Annotated in this window: 14 protein-coding genes; 7 read left to right on the forward strand and 7 right to left on the reverse strand. The window is 56.2% G+C overall.

Features of this window, described 5'->3' with window-relative positions; translation table 11 throughout:
• Positions 1–56: 56 nt before the first annotated feature.
• Entirely contained in the window at positions 57–2,090 is a 2,034-nt protein-coding gene (dcp, locus tag EKN83_RS14165; RefSeq protein WP_126801163.1) for a peptidyl-dipeptidase Dcp, read from the reverse strand.
• Positions 2,091–2,219: 129 nt separating this feature from the next.
• Here dcp and ydfG point away from each other — a divergent pair, with 129 nt between their 5' ends.
• The 3 genes from ydfG (at position 2,220) to ydfZ (ending at position 4,186) form a co-directional block, all read left to right on the forward strand.
• Entirely contained in the window at positions 2,220–2,966 is a 747-nt protein-coding gene (ydfG, locus tag EKN83_RS14170) for a bifunctional NADP-dependent 3-hydroxy acid dehydrogenase/3-hydroxypropionate dehydrogenase YdfG (RefSeq protein ID WP_025757989.1), read from the forward strand.
• Positions 2,967–3,057: 91 nt separating this feature from the next.
• On the forward strand, positions 3,058–3,744 hold the full coding sequence (locus EKN83_RS14175; RefSeq protein ID WP_025757990.1) for a GntR family transcriptional regulator: 687 nt from the start codon (positions 3,058–3,060) through the stop codon (positions 3,742–3,744).
• A 238-nt stretch (positions 3,745–3,982) separates the two neighbouring features.
• Complete coding sequence (gene ydfZ / locus EKN83_RS14180) at positions 3,983–4,186, forward strand: putative selenium delivery protein YdfZ (RefSeq protein WP_126801164.1); 204 nt, start codon at positions 3,983–3,985, stop codon at positions 4,184–4,186.
• Between the two features lie 43 nt (positions 4,187–4,229).
• Here the strand turns inward: ydfZ and EKN83_RS14185 are convergent, their stop codons facing one another.
• The 5 genes from EKN83_RS14185 to EKN83_RS14205 form a co-directional block, all read right to left on the reverse strand.
• Positions 4,230–5,693: a mannitol dehydrogenase family protein gene (locus tag EKN83_RS14185; protein ID WP_126801165.1), complete on the reverse strand. Its 1,464-nt coding sequence runs from the start codon at positions 5,691–5,693 to the stop codon at positions 4,230–4,232.
• 219 nt (positions 5,694–5,912) lie between these two features.
• Positions 5,913–7,280 (reverse strand): MFS transporter, encoded by a 1,368-nt coding sequence (locus EKN83_RS14190; protein ID WP_126801166.1) that lies wholly within the window; start codon positions 7,278–7,280, stop codon positions 5,913–5,915.
• A gap of 73 nt (positions 7,281–7,353) precedes the next feature.
• Positions 7,354–8,373, reverse strand: a complete 1,020-nt coding sequence (locus EKN83_RS14195) for a Zn-dependent oxidoreductase (protein ID WP_126801167.1) — start codon at positions 8,371–8,373, stop codon at positions 7,354–7,356.
• Positions 8,374–8,387: 14 nt separating this feature from the next.
• Positions 8,388–9,602 carry a D-mannonate dehydratase ManD gene (gene manD / locus EKN83_RS14200; RefSeq protein WP_047958474.1) on the reverse strand — a complete coding sequence of 405 codons (1,215 nt, stop codon included), beginning with the start codon at positions 9,600–9,602 and terminating at the stop codon, positions 8,388–8,390.
• A gap of 111 nt (positions 9,603–9,713) precedes the next feature.
• Positions 9,714–10,040 carry a YnfA family protein gene (locus EKN83_RS14205; RefSeq protein ID WP_095449722.1) on the reverse strand — a complete coding sequence of 109 codons (327 nt, stop codon included), beginning with the start codon at positions 10,038–10,040 and terminating at the stop codon, positions 9,714–9,716.
• A 152-nt stretch (positions 10,041–10,192) separates the two neighbouring features.
• Between EKN83_RS14205 and EKN83_RS14210 the strand changes: the two genes are divergently transcribed.
• Positions 10,193–10,531 (forward strand): DUF1283 family protein, encoded by a 339-nt coding sequence (locus tag EKN83_RS14210; RefSeq protein ID WP_008502414.1) that lies wholly within the window; start codon positions 10,193–10,195, stop codon positions 10,529–10,531.
• Positions 10,531–11,091, forward strand: coding sequence for a spermidine N1-acetyltransferase (gene speG, locus EKN83_RS14215; protein ID WP_047348678.1), 561 nt, complete (start codon positions 10,531–10,533; stop codon positions 11,089–11,091). Before EKN83_RS14210 ends, speG begins: the two co-directional genes overlap by 1 nt.
• A 17-nt stretch (positions 11,092–11,108) precedes the next feature.
• Here the strand turns inward: speG and EKN83_RS14220 are convergent, their stop codons facing one another.
• Positions 11,109–11,819, reverse strand: a complete 711-nt coding sequence (locus tag EKN83_RS14220; protein WP_094917699.1) for a YnfC family lipoprotein — start codon at positions 11,817–11,819, stop codon at positions 11,109–11,111.
• A 104-nt stretch (positions 11,820–11,923) separates the two neighbouring features.
• Between EKN83_RS14220 and EKN83_RS14225 the strand changes: the two genes are divergently transcribed.
• Together EKN83_RS14225 and ynfE are read left to right on the forward strand one after the other, a co-directional pair.
• Positions 11,924–12,217 (forward strand): DUF1161 domain-containing protein, encoded by a 294-nt coding sequence (locus EKN83_RS14225; RefSeq protein ID WP_025757998.1) that lies wholly within the window; start codon positions 11,924–11,926, stop codon positions 12,215–12,217.
• Positions 12,218–12,348: 131 nt separating this feature from the next.
• Positions 12,349–14,787 (forward strand): selenate/tellurate reductase subunit YnfE, encoded by a 2,439-nt coding sequence (gene ynfE / locus EKN83_RS14230; RefSeq protein ID WP_126801168.1) that lies wholly within the window; start codon positions 12,349–12,351, stop codon positions 14,785–14,787.
• The last annotated feature ends 45 nt before the right edge of the window (positions 14,788–14,832 follow it).

The raw sequence follows: 14,832 nt of genomic DNA on the forward strand, positions 1-14,832 counted from the left end.
CCCGGTATAAAAAAACCGGGCGTAAAGCCCGGCTCTGTTTTCAGGCAACCCGGGTTCTATGCACTCAACCCGCGATTTTCCAGCATCGGTTCGATCTGCGGATCGTGTCCGCGCCAGTTACGATACAGTTCCGCTAAATCCGTGCTGTTTCCGCGAGACAAAATCGCCTCGCGGAATTTTTGCCCGTTCTCACGCGTTAAGCCGCCCTGTTCGACAAACCACTGGTAGCCATCATCCGCGAGCATTTGCGTCCACAGGTAGGCGTAATATCCCGCCGCGTAGCCGCCGCCGAAAATATGGGCAAAATAGCTGCTGCGATAGCGCGGCGGTACAGCGGGCAGATCCAGCCCCTCTTTTTGCAACGCCGCCGATTCAAATGCTTCCACGTCCGAAACGGCCTCACTGATGCCGTGCCAGTTCATGTCCAGCAGCGCGGCGCTCAGCAGTTCCGTCATATCATAGCCCTTGTTGAAATGCGTCGCGTTGAGCATGCTTTCCCGCAGCGCGTCCGGCATTGGTTCGCCGGTTTCGTAGTGGCGTGCATAGTGCGTAAAGACCTGCGGATGGCTGGCCCAGTGCTCATTGATTTGCGACGGGAATTCAACAAAATCACGCGGAGTATTGGTGCCAGAGAGCGTGGCGAAACGCTGGCTGGCAAACAGGCCGTGCAGCGTATGACCAAACTCGTGGAAGAGCGTTACCACATCATCCCAGGAGAGGAGCGCGACACCGCCGTTCGCCGGTTTTTGGTAATTACAGACATTATAGATAACCGGACGGGCCGCAAACTCGAAGGATTGTTCGACGAAATTGCCCATCCAGGCGCCGCCCTGCTTGGAATCGCGCGCGAAGAAGTCGCCGTAAAACAGCGCCATGCCCTCACCGGTGTGGTCGAAAATTTCCCATACGCGAACGTCCGGGTGATAAACCGGGATATCGAAGCGCTCGACGAAGCGGATGCCAAACAGCTGGCTGGCCGCCCAGAACACGCCATCCTGCAGCACGGTATTGAGCGCAAAATAAGGCCTGATTTGCGACTCATCGAGGGCATATTTTGCCTGGCGCACGCGCTCCGCATAAAAGGCCCAGTCCCACGCCTGCACCGTAAAACCAGCCTGCTCGTCATCAATCACTTTCTGAATATCGGCCTGCTCGCGCTCCGCACGGGCGCGGGCGGCAGGCACAATACCGCGCATAAAGGCCAGCGCGGCGTCAGGGGTTTTCGCCATCTGATCCGCGGTACTCCAGCTGGCGTAATTCTCAAAGCCCAGCAGGCGAGCCTGACGGGCACGCAGCGCCGTGAGACGAAGGATCAGCTCGCGGGTGTCGTTTTCATCCCCTTTCTGGGTACGTGTCCAGCCAGCCCTGAAGAGATTTTCACGCGTCTGACGATTGCGCAGCGCTGCCAGCGCGGGCTGCTGGGTAGTGTTCAGAAGCGGGATCAGCCAGCGATCGTTAAGCCCTCTCTCTGCTCCTGCCTGTGCCGCGTCCGCGATCTCCGTTGCGCTGAGCCCGTCAAGCTGGTGCACATAATCCACCACCAGCCCACCGGTCTTATCGGCAGCCAGCAGACGTTGATTAAACTGGCTGGTCAGAGAGGCTGCCTCGGTATTCAGCGCCTTCAGCTCAGCTTTTTCTGTCTCATTCAGACGCGCCCCGGCCAGTATAAACCGCTGATACGTCTCCTCGACCAGCCGCCGGGATTCGGCGTCCAGCGCGGCACGGTCCTGCCAGACGCTCTCGACGCGGGCGAAGAGCGTATCATTCAGCCAGATATCGTTCGCCAGCACGGCAAGTTCGGTGGAGAACTGTTCTTCCAGTTCCTGCAGATACGCGTTGGTGTGCGCGGAGGTCATGGCGAAGAAAACGCTGCTGACGCGCGTGAGCATCACGCCACTTTTTTCCAGCGCCAGCACGGTGTTATTGAAATCTGGCGCAGCGCGCTCAGCGACAATAGCCTCAATGTCCGCCCGCTTCTGGCGAAGCGCTTCATCGAAAGCCGGGCGATAGTGGCTGTCGTTGATTTCATCAAAACGGGGCGCCTGGTAAGGCAACAGACTGATGTCAAAAAAAGGATTCGTGGCCGCCATCTTTCACTCCTGAGTACGGGTTTCTTCCCAGAGTAGTCCCTGCAACGCTGTCATACAAATGTTGCCTTAACGCTCCCTCTGCGACCATGCTATGTTAGTACAACACAAAAAGCGTTGAGGAACAGTGAGATGATTATTTTAGTTACCGGGGCAACGGCAGGTTTTGGTGAAAGCATCACGCGTCGCTTCGTCGCCAACGGGCACAAGGTTATTGCGACCGGGCGCCGCCAGGAACGTTTGCAGGAGCTGAAAGACGAATTAGGCGACAGCATCCTGACCGCGCAGCTCGATGTGCGTAACCGCGCTGCCATTGAAGAGATGATTGCCAACCTGCCCGCTGAATGGCGCGCCATCGACGTGCTGGTCAACAATGCTGGTCTGGCGCTGGGCATGGAGCCCGCCCACAAAGCCAGCGTAGAAGACTGGGAAAACATGATCGACACCAACAACAAAGGGCTGGTCTACATGACCCGCGCGGTGTTACCGGGGATGGTTGAGCGTAACCGCGGTCACATTATCAATATCGGCTCAACGGCCGGGAGCTGGCCTTACGCGGGCGGCAACGTTTATGGCGCGACGAAAGCGTTTGTACGCCAGTTCAGCCTTAACCTGCGCACCGATCTGCACGGCACCGCCATTCGTGTGACCGATATCGAGCCGGGTCTGGTGGGCGGCACCGAATTTTCCAATGTCCGTTTCAAAGGCGATGACGCGAAAGCGGATAAGACCTACGAAAATGCTAACGCGCTGACGCCGGAAGATGTCACCGAAACGGTCTGGTGGGTGGCGACACTGCCGAAACACGTCAATATCAATACCGTCGAAATGATGCCCGTCAGCCAGAGCTTTGCCGGACTTAACGTCCATCGCGGCTAACCGTGCCCTTCCCGGCCTGCGGGCCGGGTCTGTTTCGGGTTATAAAAGAATGGTAGTATGTTCGGGCTAACTCTCTGAGAAATGACAACTCATGGCCGCTGAATCGCAACTTAATCCCACCCAGCCCGTCAACCAGCAAATCTATCGCATTTTGCGACGCGATATTGTTCATTGTCTGATCCCGCCGGGAACACCGCTTTCTGAAAAAGAGGTCTCCGTGCGGTTTGACGTCTCCCGGCAGCCGGTGCGTGAAGCGTTTATTAAGCTTGCGGAAAACGGTCTGATTCAGATCCGTCCCCAGCGCGGCAGTTACGTGAATAAGATTTCACTTTCTCAGGTTCGCAACGGATGTTTCGTTCGTCAGGCCATTGAATGCGCGGTGGCGCGTCGTGCTGCAACGCTTATCAACGACAACCAGTGTTACCTGCTGGAGCAGAATCTGCATCAGCAGCGTATTGCGATTGACCGTAAACAGCTGAATGACTTCTTCCAGCTCGATGATGAATTCCACCAGAAACTGGCGCAGATTGCGGATTGCCAGCTCGCCTGGGACACTATCGAAAACATCAAAGCCACCATCGATCGCGTGCGGTATATGAGTCTCGATCACGTCTCGCCACCGGAAATGTTGCTCCGACAGCATCACGATATTTTCAGCGCGCTCGAAAAACGTGACCCGGACGCTGTGGAAAAAGCGATGACGCTGCATCTGCAGGAAATTAGCGAATCGGTGCAGCTTATTCGTCAGGAAAATAGCGAGTGGTTTAGCGAAGAGTAACATTCGCCGCCCCTTACGGGTGCGGCGAGTCATGCGTTCTCCTGCCCGGTTTTATTCCATCCAATGACGTTCGCGCTATATTCCCCTCTCTGCGATCGTTGCTCCTGCGAAATAAAGAAAAAAGTGTGAGTTTGATCAAAAACAAAAAACTGACCTGCGGACAGGCGTATTTATATGCCCCGTGAACGGCGTACCAGAAATAACGCCGTAACGACCAGGTTAGAGAGGAGAAAATACCATGATGACATACGACCGTAACCGCAATGCAATCACTACTGGCAGCCGCGTCATGATTAGTGGCACAAACCAGTTCGGCGTGATTAAAGCGATCCACAGTGACGGCCTCAATGCCGAGCAGGTGCGTCGTAGCAAAACCGTGGAAGTGGAAAGATGCGAAGGTAAGTTCGAACCGATTGAGCTGATTCGTCTGGGGATGCACTAACCTGTGTCCCTGCATGCCGCCGCGAGCGGCGGCATGTGCTGAACTACCGTTGCGACACGTACTGCGCCACGGTCGCTTTGGCGCCCTTCTGCAGTAACGTCTGATATGCCTTCATCACCGCTTCCACAAAGTCAGCATCCTGCGGTAACGCTTTACCGAAGATAGCCTCAATGCCGAGCAGCGCATGCACCCGGCTTTCCCCTTCTGCACTGCCCTTCACCGCCGCCTGAATGACCGCCAGCTGCGGATCGCTCACCTCAATGGCCTTGCCCTGCTCATCCACGCCGCCGACATAGCGCATCCAGCCTGCGACACCCAGCGCCAGCAGCGGGAAAGGCTTCCGGTGCGCCAGATGCCAGCGAACGGAATCAAGCATCCGCTGCGGGAGCTTCTGGCTACCGTCCATCGCGATTTGCCACGTGCGGTGACGCAGGGCAGGGTTGCTGTAGCGTGCGATCAGCAGATCGGCATAGCGACCTAAATCGACGCCTTTCACTTTCAGGGTTGGTGCCTGTTCGCCGATCATCAGCGCGTGCGCGGCAATGCGGTAGTTCTCGTCTTCCATACACTCGTTGATATGTTGATACCCGGCCAGATACCCCAGATACGCCAGGAACGAGTGGCTGCCGTTGAGCATGCGCAGCTTCATCTCTTCAAACGGAATGACGTCAGCAACCAGCTCGGCACCGGCTTTTTCCCACTCAGGACGTCCGGCGACAAAGTTATCTTCTATTACCCACTGGCGGAACGGTTCACAGGCCACCGCTGCAGGATCGCGAACGCCGGTCAGCTGCTCGATTTTATCCAGCGTATCGGGCGTGACCGCGGGCACGATGCGATCCACCATCGTTGACGGGAAGGTGACGTGGGTTTCGATCCAGTCCGCCAGTTCAGCGTCAACCGCCCGGGCGTAAGCGCAGGTGACGCTGCGCATCACATGGCCGTTCTCCGGCATGTTGTCGCACGACATCACGCTAAATGCCGGCAGACCCGCCGCTTTGCGGCGCGCCAGCGCTTCCACCACCACACCCGGCGCGGATTTTGGCTGGTGCGGGTTTTGCAGGTCGGCGACGATAAACGGGTGATCGAGCATCAGTTGTCCGGTCGCCGGGGAATGGCAGTACCCTTTCTCGGTGATGGTCAGTGAGACAATCGCCACCTGCGGTTCGCACATTGCTGCCAGCACGCTCTCCAGCCCGTCAACCTGCGCATGCAGCGCCTTTTTGACTACGCCAACCACGCGGGAGGTCCATGCATCAGCGGACATTTCCGCCACCGTATAGAGGTTATCCTGCGCGTTCAGATCGGCGATCTGCTGCTCGCCTCCAATCAGGTTAACCTCGCAGTAGCCCCAGTCGCTGCCCTGTTCTGCCGCGAGTATGTCGGCATACACCGCCTGATGCGCCCGGTGAAAGGCGCCAAACCCTAAATGAACGATGCGTGCTTTGAGGCTGTCGCGATCGTACTGGGGCAGCGTCGCGTGGGCCTGCAATAACTTGTTTTCCATGATTAAGACTCGTTAATTAGAACGCTGTGGAGCGCTGCCGCATGTTGTTAAACGGCAGCGCCTGCTGACTACACCAACTAGAATGGCAGTTGGGGTAAACCATAACTGCCACCAACCATACTGATACTGCCGTTCGAGGTTTTGATTTATATTAACTTTTGCGCACGTGGTGTGACATAAAGAGAAAGTTGTGTGATATCTCACGAAAGATATAAACCACTAACGGCGCGAGGAGAGCGCTCCGTAACCCACTGTCTCTTCTGGCACCGTCTCCGCCGCGTCTTGCGCCGCGCTCAAATCACGGTCGCGCACTTCTGGCATCAGGATTGCCGAGACCAGCCCGATCGCGGAATAGGCCACCAGCATGGCAACAATCGGCCACCAGGAGCCGGTCATATTACAGAAGATCCCCGCCAGTACCGGACCAAAACCTACTGCCACCAGACCACCCGCCTCTTTTGAGATAGCCATGCGGGTAAAGCGATTTCGCGAGCCAAACATCTCCGCCATGGTGATATTTTCCAGCGCAAACAGCCCCAGTACGGCGAAATTGTGGATAACGATGATCGAGAGCATGATCGTCCCCGGCGCGTAGCTTTTGTCGACGATGATCGACAGCATCGGATACGCGAGAAGAATGGCGGAGATATTGAGGATTATGTACGGCAGCCGACGGCCCACTTTATCGGAAAGCCAGCCCAGCAGCGGAATGGAGATAAACCCAAGAATGGAGCTGATCATCAGCGCATCGGTCGGGATGGCTTTATCGAACAGCAGCGTCTGAACCAGATAACCCGCCAGGAACGTCTGAATCAGGCCTGAATTCCCCGCCTGTCCAAAGCGCAGGCCGGTCGCCAGCCAGAAGGATTTGCTTTTCACCATCGAGCCCAGCGAGGTGTCCGGCATCGCGGTTTCGTCGTCGTTAACTTTCTCAAACACCGGGCTCTCTTTCAGGTTCATACGGAGCCAGATGGCAAAGATCATCACCACAACGCTTGCAAGGAACGGCACGCGCCAGCCCCAGGCGAGCAGCTGTTCACGGTCAAGGGCGAAGAACATAATGGCCCAGATAGCCGTTGCGCTCAACGTCCCGCAGTTGGTGCCCATCGCCACCAGCGAGGAGATAATGCCGCGTTTACCTTTCGGCGCGTACTCCGCAAGCATCGTCCCCGCTCCGGAGATCTCCGCCCCGGCACCCAGTCCCTGAATAATGCGCAGCGTCACCAGCAGAACGGGGGCGAAAATCCCTATCTGGGCATAGGTCGGCAGGACGCCAATCAGCGTGGTGCAGATCCCCATCATGGTAATGGTGATAAACAGCACCTTTTTACGGCCAATGCTGTCGCCCATTCGTCCGAAGATAAAGGCCCCGACGATGCGCGCAATATAGCCTGCGCCGTAGGTGCCCATCGCCAGGATCAGCGCCATCGCGGCGGATTGTTCCGGGAAGAAGATTTCATGGAAAACCAGGGCGGCTCCCAGCGAGTAAAGCTGGAAGTCCATAAATTCGAGCGCGGTGCCCAGCCAGCCGGAAACGGCGGCTTTCACCAGATCGGAGGTGGTTCTTTGAGGTTGTACTTGCGTCATAATGGCTATCTCTGAAAGGTAAGATGCGTACCACTTAGCGCCTGTCTGCGCAGGCGCTTAACCGCGTAAATGATTATTGCCCGAACGTGAGCAAGACTTTGCAACACTGCCGCTGGTCTTTTTCAAACAGTTCAATGGCGTCTGTAACGTGGTGATAGTCAAAGGTATGGGTGATCAGTTTTTCCGGGTCGATCAGCCCTTTTTCCAGCCAGTCGATGACGACCGGGAATTTGTTGGCATTCAGGCGCGAGGAGAAGATCGCCAGCTCTTTGCCGGTAATGCCCTGCTGCACTATCTGGCTCGGCTCGCTGGAGAAGCCCATCAGCACAATGCGCGCCGCCGGAGAGGCCAGGGTTATCGCTTCCTGCAGAATCAACGGATGACAGGCAGCATCAATGATTAACGTCGGCCTGATGCCTTTTTCGTCCAGCGCGACCTGCAACGACTGCTCGCCGTTATTGAAGACCCAGTCCGCGCCACTGCGCTGCGCCATTGCAAGGCGTTCATCTATACGGTCAACCACGATAACCTGCTTCACCTTATAAACGCCCTTCAGCGCCTGTACGGTGACCAGCCCCATCGGGCCTGCGCCATAGATCAGCGCAACGTCCTGTTCAGTGGGGCTGGCCTGCCCCGTCACGTTGGCGGCAATGGTGAAGGGCTCAACCATGACGGCATGGTTATCCGGGATTGCATCCGGAATTGGCCAGGCATTTTTAGCGGGCACGGTCGCATATTCACTAAAACCGCCGTCACGGTGTACCCCCAGTACCACCAGCGAGGTGCAGACGTTCGGTTTCCCGACGGAGCACGGATAGCAGTGCCCGCAGCTGATCACCGGGTCGACGGAGACGCGCTGGCCCAGGCGGGCGCTGTCGACACCCTCGCCTACGGCGTCAATCACGCCAAAAAATTCATGGCCAATCACGCGCGGATATTTTGCAAACGGGTTGTGCCCGCGGTAGATGTGGCTGTCTGAACCGCAGATGCCGGCCAGCCGGATGTTAACGCGGACCTCACCTGCGCCCGGCTCCGGGAGAGGACGCTCTTCAAGCACCAGTTCGTTCGGCTGTTGAATCACTACGCTTTTCATCGTTAGCTCCTCCATTACCAGTTCCACAGCGTCCCGTCTTCGAGACGGGCCACCGGCAGATAGGCGGGATCGTAGGGGTATTTCGCGGCCAGTTTTTCATCAAATTCGATGCCCAGCCCCGGCTTGTCGCCCGGATGCATATAGCCGTTATCGAAACGCCAGCTGTGCGGGAAGACTTCCAGCATCTGTTCGGAGTAGCCCATATACTCCTGTACGCCAAAGTTCGGCACCCACAGGTCGAAATGCAGCGCGGCGGCATGACACACAGGCGACAGATCCGATGGGCCATGTGAACCGGTACGGACCTGGTAGAGTGAGGCGAAGTCCGCGATGCGACGCATCCCGGTGATCCCGCCCGCATGGGTAAGGGTGGTACGGATATAGTCGATAAGCTGCTCTTCAATAAGCTGCTTGCAGTCCCAGATGCTGTTAAACACCTCGCCCACCGCAATCGGCGTGACGGTGTGCTGGCGGATAAGGCGGAAGCAGGCCTGGTTTTCCGCAGGCGTAGGGTCTTCCATCCAGAACATGCGGAATTCTTCAATGCTCTTACCAAAACGGGCCGCTTCAATCGGCGTCAGGCGGTGGTGCATATCGTGCAGAAGATGTTCATTAAAGCCGAACTGGCTGCGCACCGCATCGAACAACTTCGGCGTGAAATCGAGGTATTTCTCGGTGGACCAGAGCTGCTCTTCTGGCCAGTCGCCTTTGGTCGCAGGCTCATAGGCCAGCCCTTTCCCTTTGGCCATGCCGTAGGTGGTTTTCATGCCCGGCACGCCACACTGCACGCGGATCGCCCTGAAGCCCATCTCTTTATGCCGGGCGTAATCTTCCAGCACGTCATCAATGGTGTGCCCGGTGGTGTGGCAGTAGACCATGACCCCTTCCCGGGACGCGCCGCCCAGCAGCTGGTACAGGGGCATGTTGGCGGCTTTGGCTTTGATGTCCCACAGCGCCATATCCACCGCGGAGATAGCCGACATGGTGACCGGGCCGCGACGCCAGTAGGCGCCTTTATAGAAAAACTGCCAGATATCTTCAATGCGGTGTGCATCGCGGCCAATCAGCTGAGGGCACAGGTGATCTTTCAGATAAGAGGCCACGGAGAGCTCGCGTCCGTTCAGCGTGGCATCGCCCAGACCGACGATCCCCTCATCAGTGGTGATTTTAAGGGTGACAAAGTTACGTCCCGGACAGGTCACAAATACTTCAGCCCCGACAATCTTCATAATACCTTTCCTTACATCGCATGTTGTGATGTGGGAAATTTACGCAACTGAGCTACTACCATACAAGTATAATGATCAAAATATCCGCGTAGGATCACAAAACTGGGGCGCTCAGGCGCGCCCCCATCCTGCGACAATAATCAGCATGCCGCAGAGGGCTACCAGCGCCCCGGTCCAGTCGTATGCGCTGAGTTTGACGCCATCTACCACCCGTAACCACAGCAGCGCGGTGCAGACATAAACACCGCCGTAAGCCGCATAGACGCGACCGCTGGCCGCCGGATGCAACGTTAATAACCAGACAAACAGCGCCAGCGCGACCCCGGCCGGGATCAGCAACAGTGCGCTTCCCCCCTTCTTCAGCCAGAGCCAGGGCAGGAAGCAGCCGATGATTTCGCACAGCGCGGTGGCAAAAAAAAGCAGCGTTGTTTTGAGCATGTTTCACTTCAGGTGAGGATCCATTTAGACATGATACCTGATGATGCCCTTTACTTTTCCATACTTGCCCCGCGGGTATGCCGTCATTTCGCTTTAGTGTAGAATCTGTACGGGGTAACTTGATTATCTGCACCCATTTAAAAGGAAACGCTATGACCACATTAAGCAAACGCCTTTGTCTGACAGCCCTGCTGGCGCTGTCATCGTTCGCCTTTGCCGCCTCTGCGACAGCGGAAACCAGCAAACTCATCATTGAGTCTGGTGACAGCGCGCAAAGCCGCCAGAACGCCGCCATGGACAAAGAACAATGGAATGACACCCGCAGCCTTCGCCAGAAGGTCAACAAACGTGCCGAAAAAGAGTGGGACAAGGAAGATGTCGCCTTTGACGCGCGCGATAAGTGTCAGCAAAGCGCAAACGTCAACGCCTACTGGGAGCCTAACACCCTGCGCTGCCTGGATCGCCGCACTGGCCGTACGGTAGCCCCATAATGTCGGCGCCCTGTGACATAAAACTTCGTCCGCTGGAGCGTGAAGATCTGCGCTTTGTCCACCAGCTCGACAACAATGCCAGCGTGATGCGCTACTGGTTTGAAGAGCCCTACGAGGCGTTTGTCGAGCTGTCCGATCTTTACGACAAGCACATTCACGATCAGAGTGAGCGTCGTTTTGTGGTGGAGTGCGAAGGCGAAAAAGCCGGTCTTGTTGAGCTGGTTGAGATCAACCACGTTCACCGCCGGGCGGAGTTCCAGATCATTATTTCCCCTGAGCATCAGGGTAAAGGCCTTGCCTCACGGGCGGCGAAGCTGGCAATGGATTACGGATTCAACGTTCTGAATCTCTATAAGCTTTACCTGATTGTGGATAAAGAGAACGAGAAAGCGATCCATATCTACCGCAAGCTGGGCTTTATGGTGGAAGGCGAGCTGATTCACGAGTTCTTTATCAACGGTGAATACCGTAACACCATCCGCATGTGCATTTTCCAGCATCAGCACCTGGCCGGGCACAAACCGTCAGGCGCCAGCCTGCTGAAACCGACCGCGCAGTAACCTGCGCGGTTTTATTCTCAGTAGTATTCAATCGTATTTTTGATGGTGTATTTGCGCTCAACGGCGGGCTTGACGCTATCGTCCGTGATGATCAGGTCGCAGCTTACCGGGTTGTTGTGTCGGTCGTAGTCGCAGCTCTGCTTCACATTACCCAGCGGTTTGTCGTTCAACATGCTGACTGCCGAGTAGTCCATTCTTTTGCGCAGATCCTTAGACGGTGTCGACTGGACGGACAGATGCTGATCCCCGGAAATGGTGGTTTTGCCCAGCGGGTAGCCATCGGCATCGTAGCGATACTTCACTTCCATCTCTTTACCGTGGGCCGCCACCACAAACCCGTTGTCGTCGGTATCCCACGTCACCCCGGCTGACGGCAGTTCGGCCAGCTGGCATTTCCCCTGCAGCTTCACTTTTCGCTGCTGGGTTTCCGCATCAAGGTAGTAATTGGCATCCAGTACCAGCGCCACGCCGGTATTGGCCTCCAGGTCGTGCAGCTCCAGCGTATCAAAACACCCTTCTGCCGATACGGTGCCGGTGACCCGTTTGGACACTTCGCCCTTTTCGTTGAACAGAGTCTGGGTAAAGTCTTTAACCGGGCCGCGCAGGGGATCGAAATCAAACTCGTTGGAAAAACTCGCCATCTCCGGCGTAAACGACAGCGGCGCGGAGTTGTTATCGCATCCCACCAGTGCTGCTGCCAGTAGCGTTATCGCTGCGTATTTCTTCACATTCATTTCCGTACAGGGAGATTATTCCCAATCATATTAGCAAATACAGTTGTTTACACGAAGCCTGCTAAAATTAATCTCTACACAGAGAAAAGGAGCTACAGATGAAACGGTTACCCTGGATTACCGCCCTGCTGTTAATGAGTGCCTCAACGGCCGCACTGGCGGCACCGGATTCCTGCGAGCGTGTGAAAAGCGACATTCAGCAAAAAATCATCAACAACGGCGTGCCGGAGTCCGGTTTTACGCTGAACATTGTACCGAACGATCAGGCCGACCAGCCGGATGCACAGGTGGTGGGTCATTGCGCTAACGATACCTTTAAAATCCTTTATACCCGCACAGGTAGCGGATCGGCGGCAGGCAGTCAGGACTCCACGCCGACTGAACCGCAGTAATTTGCCTGCAATTCCCGTTGATTTGATGAGGATTAAGATCTAATCCCCCCAAATCAGTAACACTCACCCCATCATTAGCCCGGTTGTAATAACGGGAAAAATAATACGCAATTATAATGATGGGGTGAGCCATGTCCGATAGTGAACATCACGGCGGAATTAGCCGTCGAACACTCGTAAAATCTACCGCCATTGGTTCTCTGGCGCTTGCCGCCGGCGGTTTGTCGTTGCCCTTTGGCGTGAAACGTGCCGCCGCGGCCGTGCAAAACGCCATGAATGCTGCCGAAGATAAAGTGGTCTGGGGCGCCTGCTCGGTTAACTGCGGCAGCCGCTGTGCATTGCGTCTGCACGTCCGTGACGACGAAGTGTACTGGGTTGAAACGGATAATACCGGTGACGATATTTACGGTAACCATCAGGTGCGCGCCTGCCTGCGCGGACGTTCTATTCGCCGCCGCATTAATCATCCTGACCGTCTGAACTACCCGATGAAACGGGTGGGTAAGCGCGGTGAAGGCAAATTCGAGCGCATCACCTGGGACGAAGCCCTCAATACCCTCACTGCCAGCCTGAAAGACGTCGTGGCCAAATACGGCAACGAAGCGGTTTACATCAACTACTCTTCCGGCATTGTCGGCGGCAATATTACCCGTTCCTCCCCTTATGCTTCACTGGTGGCGCGCCTGATGAACTGCTACGGCGGTTTCCTGAGTCACTACGGCACCTACAGCACGGCACAAATCGCCTGTGCGATGCCCTACACCTACGGCAGCAACGACGGCAACAGCACGTCTGACATCGAAAACACCAAACTGGTGGTAATGTTTGGCAATAACCCGGCGGAAACGCGCATGAGCGGTGGCGGGATTACGTACTATCTGGAGCAGGCTCGCGAGCGATCCAGTGCGCGCATGATCGTCATCGACCCGCGCTACACCGACACCGCCGCTGGCCGCGAAGATGAATGGATCCCCATCCGTCCGGGTACCGATGCCGCGCTGGTAGCCGGTATTGCGTGGGTATTGATCGCCGAAAACCTGGTCGACCAGCCGTTCCTGGATAAATACTGCGTGGGCTATGATGAGAAAACGCTGCCGGAAGGCGCACCCGCTAACGGCCACTACAAAGCGTATATTCTCGGTCAGGGTGATGACAAGACCGCGAAAACCCCTGAGTGGGCTTCCCGCATTACGGGCATACCCGCCGATCGCATTGTTAAGCTTGCCCGTGAAATCGGCTCCGCCAAACCGGCTTACATCTGCCAGGGTTGGGGACCCCAGCGCCAGGCAAACGGTGAACTGACCGCCCGCGCGATCGCGATGCTGCCTATCCTCACCGGAAACGTGGGGATCAACGGCGGTAACAGCGGCGCGCGTGAGTCGACATACACCATCACTATCGAACGTATGCCGCTGCCGGACAACCCGGTCAAAACGCAAATTTCCTGCTTCAGCTGGACGGATGCCATCGCTCGTGGACCGGAAATGACCGCCCTGCGCGACGGCGTGCGCGGGAAAGATAAGCTGGACGTGCCGATTAAGTTCATCTGGAACTACGCGGGCAATACCCTCATCAACCAGCACTCCGATATCAATAAAACCCACGATATCCTGCAGGATGAAAGCAAGTGCGAAATGATTGTCGTCATCGACAACTTTATGACCTCATCAGCGAAATATGCCGATATCCTGCTGCCGGATCTCATGACCGTTGAGCAGGAAGACATCATTCCGAACGATTACGCCGGGAACATGGGCTATCTGATTTTCCTCCAGCCCGTGACCGCGCCGAAGTTTGAGCGCAAGCCCATCTACTGGATCATGAGTGAAGTGGCGAAACGCCTTGGACCGGATATTCATCAGAAATTCACCGAAGGACGGACGCAGGCGCAGTGGCTGCAGTATCTGTATGCCAAAATGCTCGAAAAAGATCCCACACTGCCCTCCTATAACGAGCTGAAAAAAATGGGCATTTATAAGCGCAAAGATCCGAACGGGCACTTTGTGGCCTATAAAAAATTCCGCGAGAACCCGGAGGCCAATCCGCTGAAAACGCCGTCGGGCAAGATTGAAATTTATTCCAGCAAACTCGCGGAGATTGCCGCCACCTGGGAGCTGGAAAAAGATGAAACCATCAGCCCGCTGCCCGTCTACGCCTCGACCTTTGACGGCTGGGACGCGCCCGAACGCGAGCAGTTCCCGCTGCAGCTGTTTGGCTTCCACTTCAAAGCCCGTACCCACTCAAGCTATGGCAACGTCGACGTGCTGAAAGCGGCCTGTCGGCAGGAGGTATGGCTTAACCCGGTCGATGCCGAAAAACGCGGCATTAAGAACGGCGATATGGTGCGCGTCTTTAACGAACGCGGTGAAGTGCGAATTGAAGCGAAAGTCACACCGCGCATCATGCCCGGCGTGAGCGCCATGGGCCAGGGCGCCTGGCACGACGCCAGGATGAATGGCGATCGTATTGACCACGGATCATGCATCAATACCCTGACCACGCATCGCCCGTCGCCGCTGGCAAAAGGCAACCCGCAGCACACCAATCTGGTGCAGATCGAAAAGGTTTAGCACGATCGTGGTTTATTATACGGTCAGTATTCTTGGTTAACGCAG

This window comes from Enterobacter sp. WCHEn090032 (assembly GCF_003986875.1).
Taxonomy (GTDB): domain Bacteria; phylum Pseudomonadota; class Gammaproteobacteria; order Enterobacterales; family Enterobacteriaceae; genus Enterobacter; species Enterobacter sichuanensis.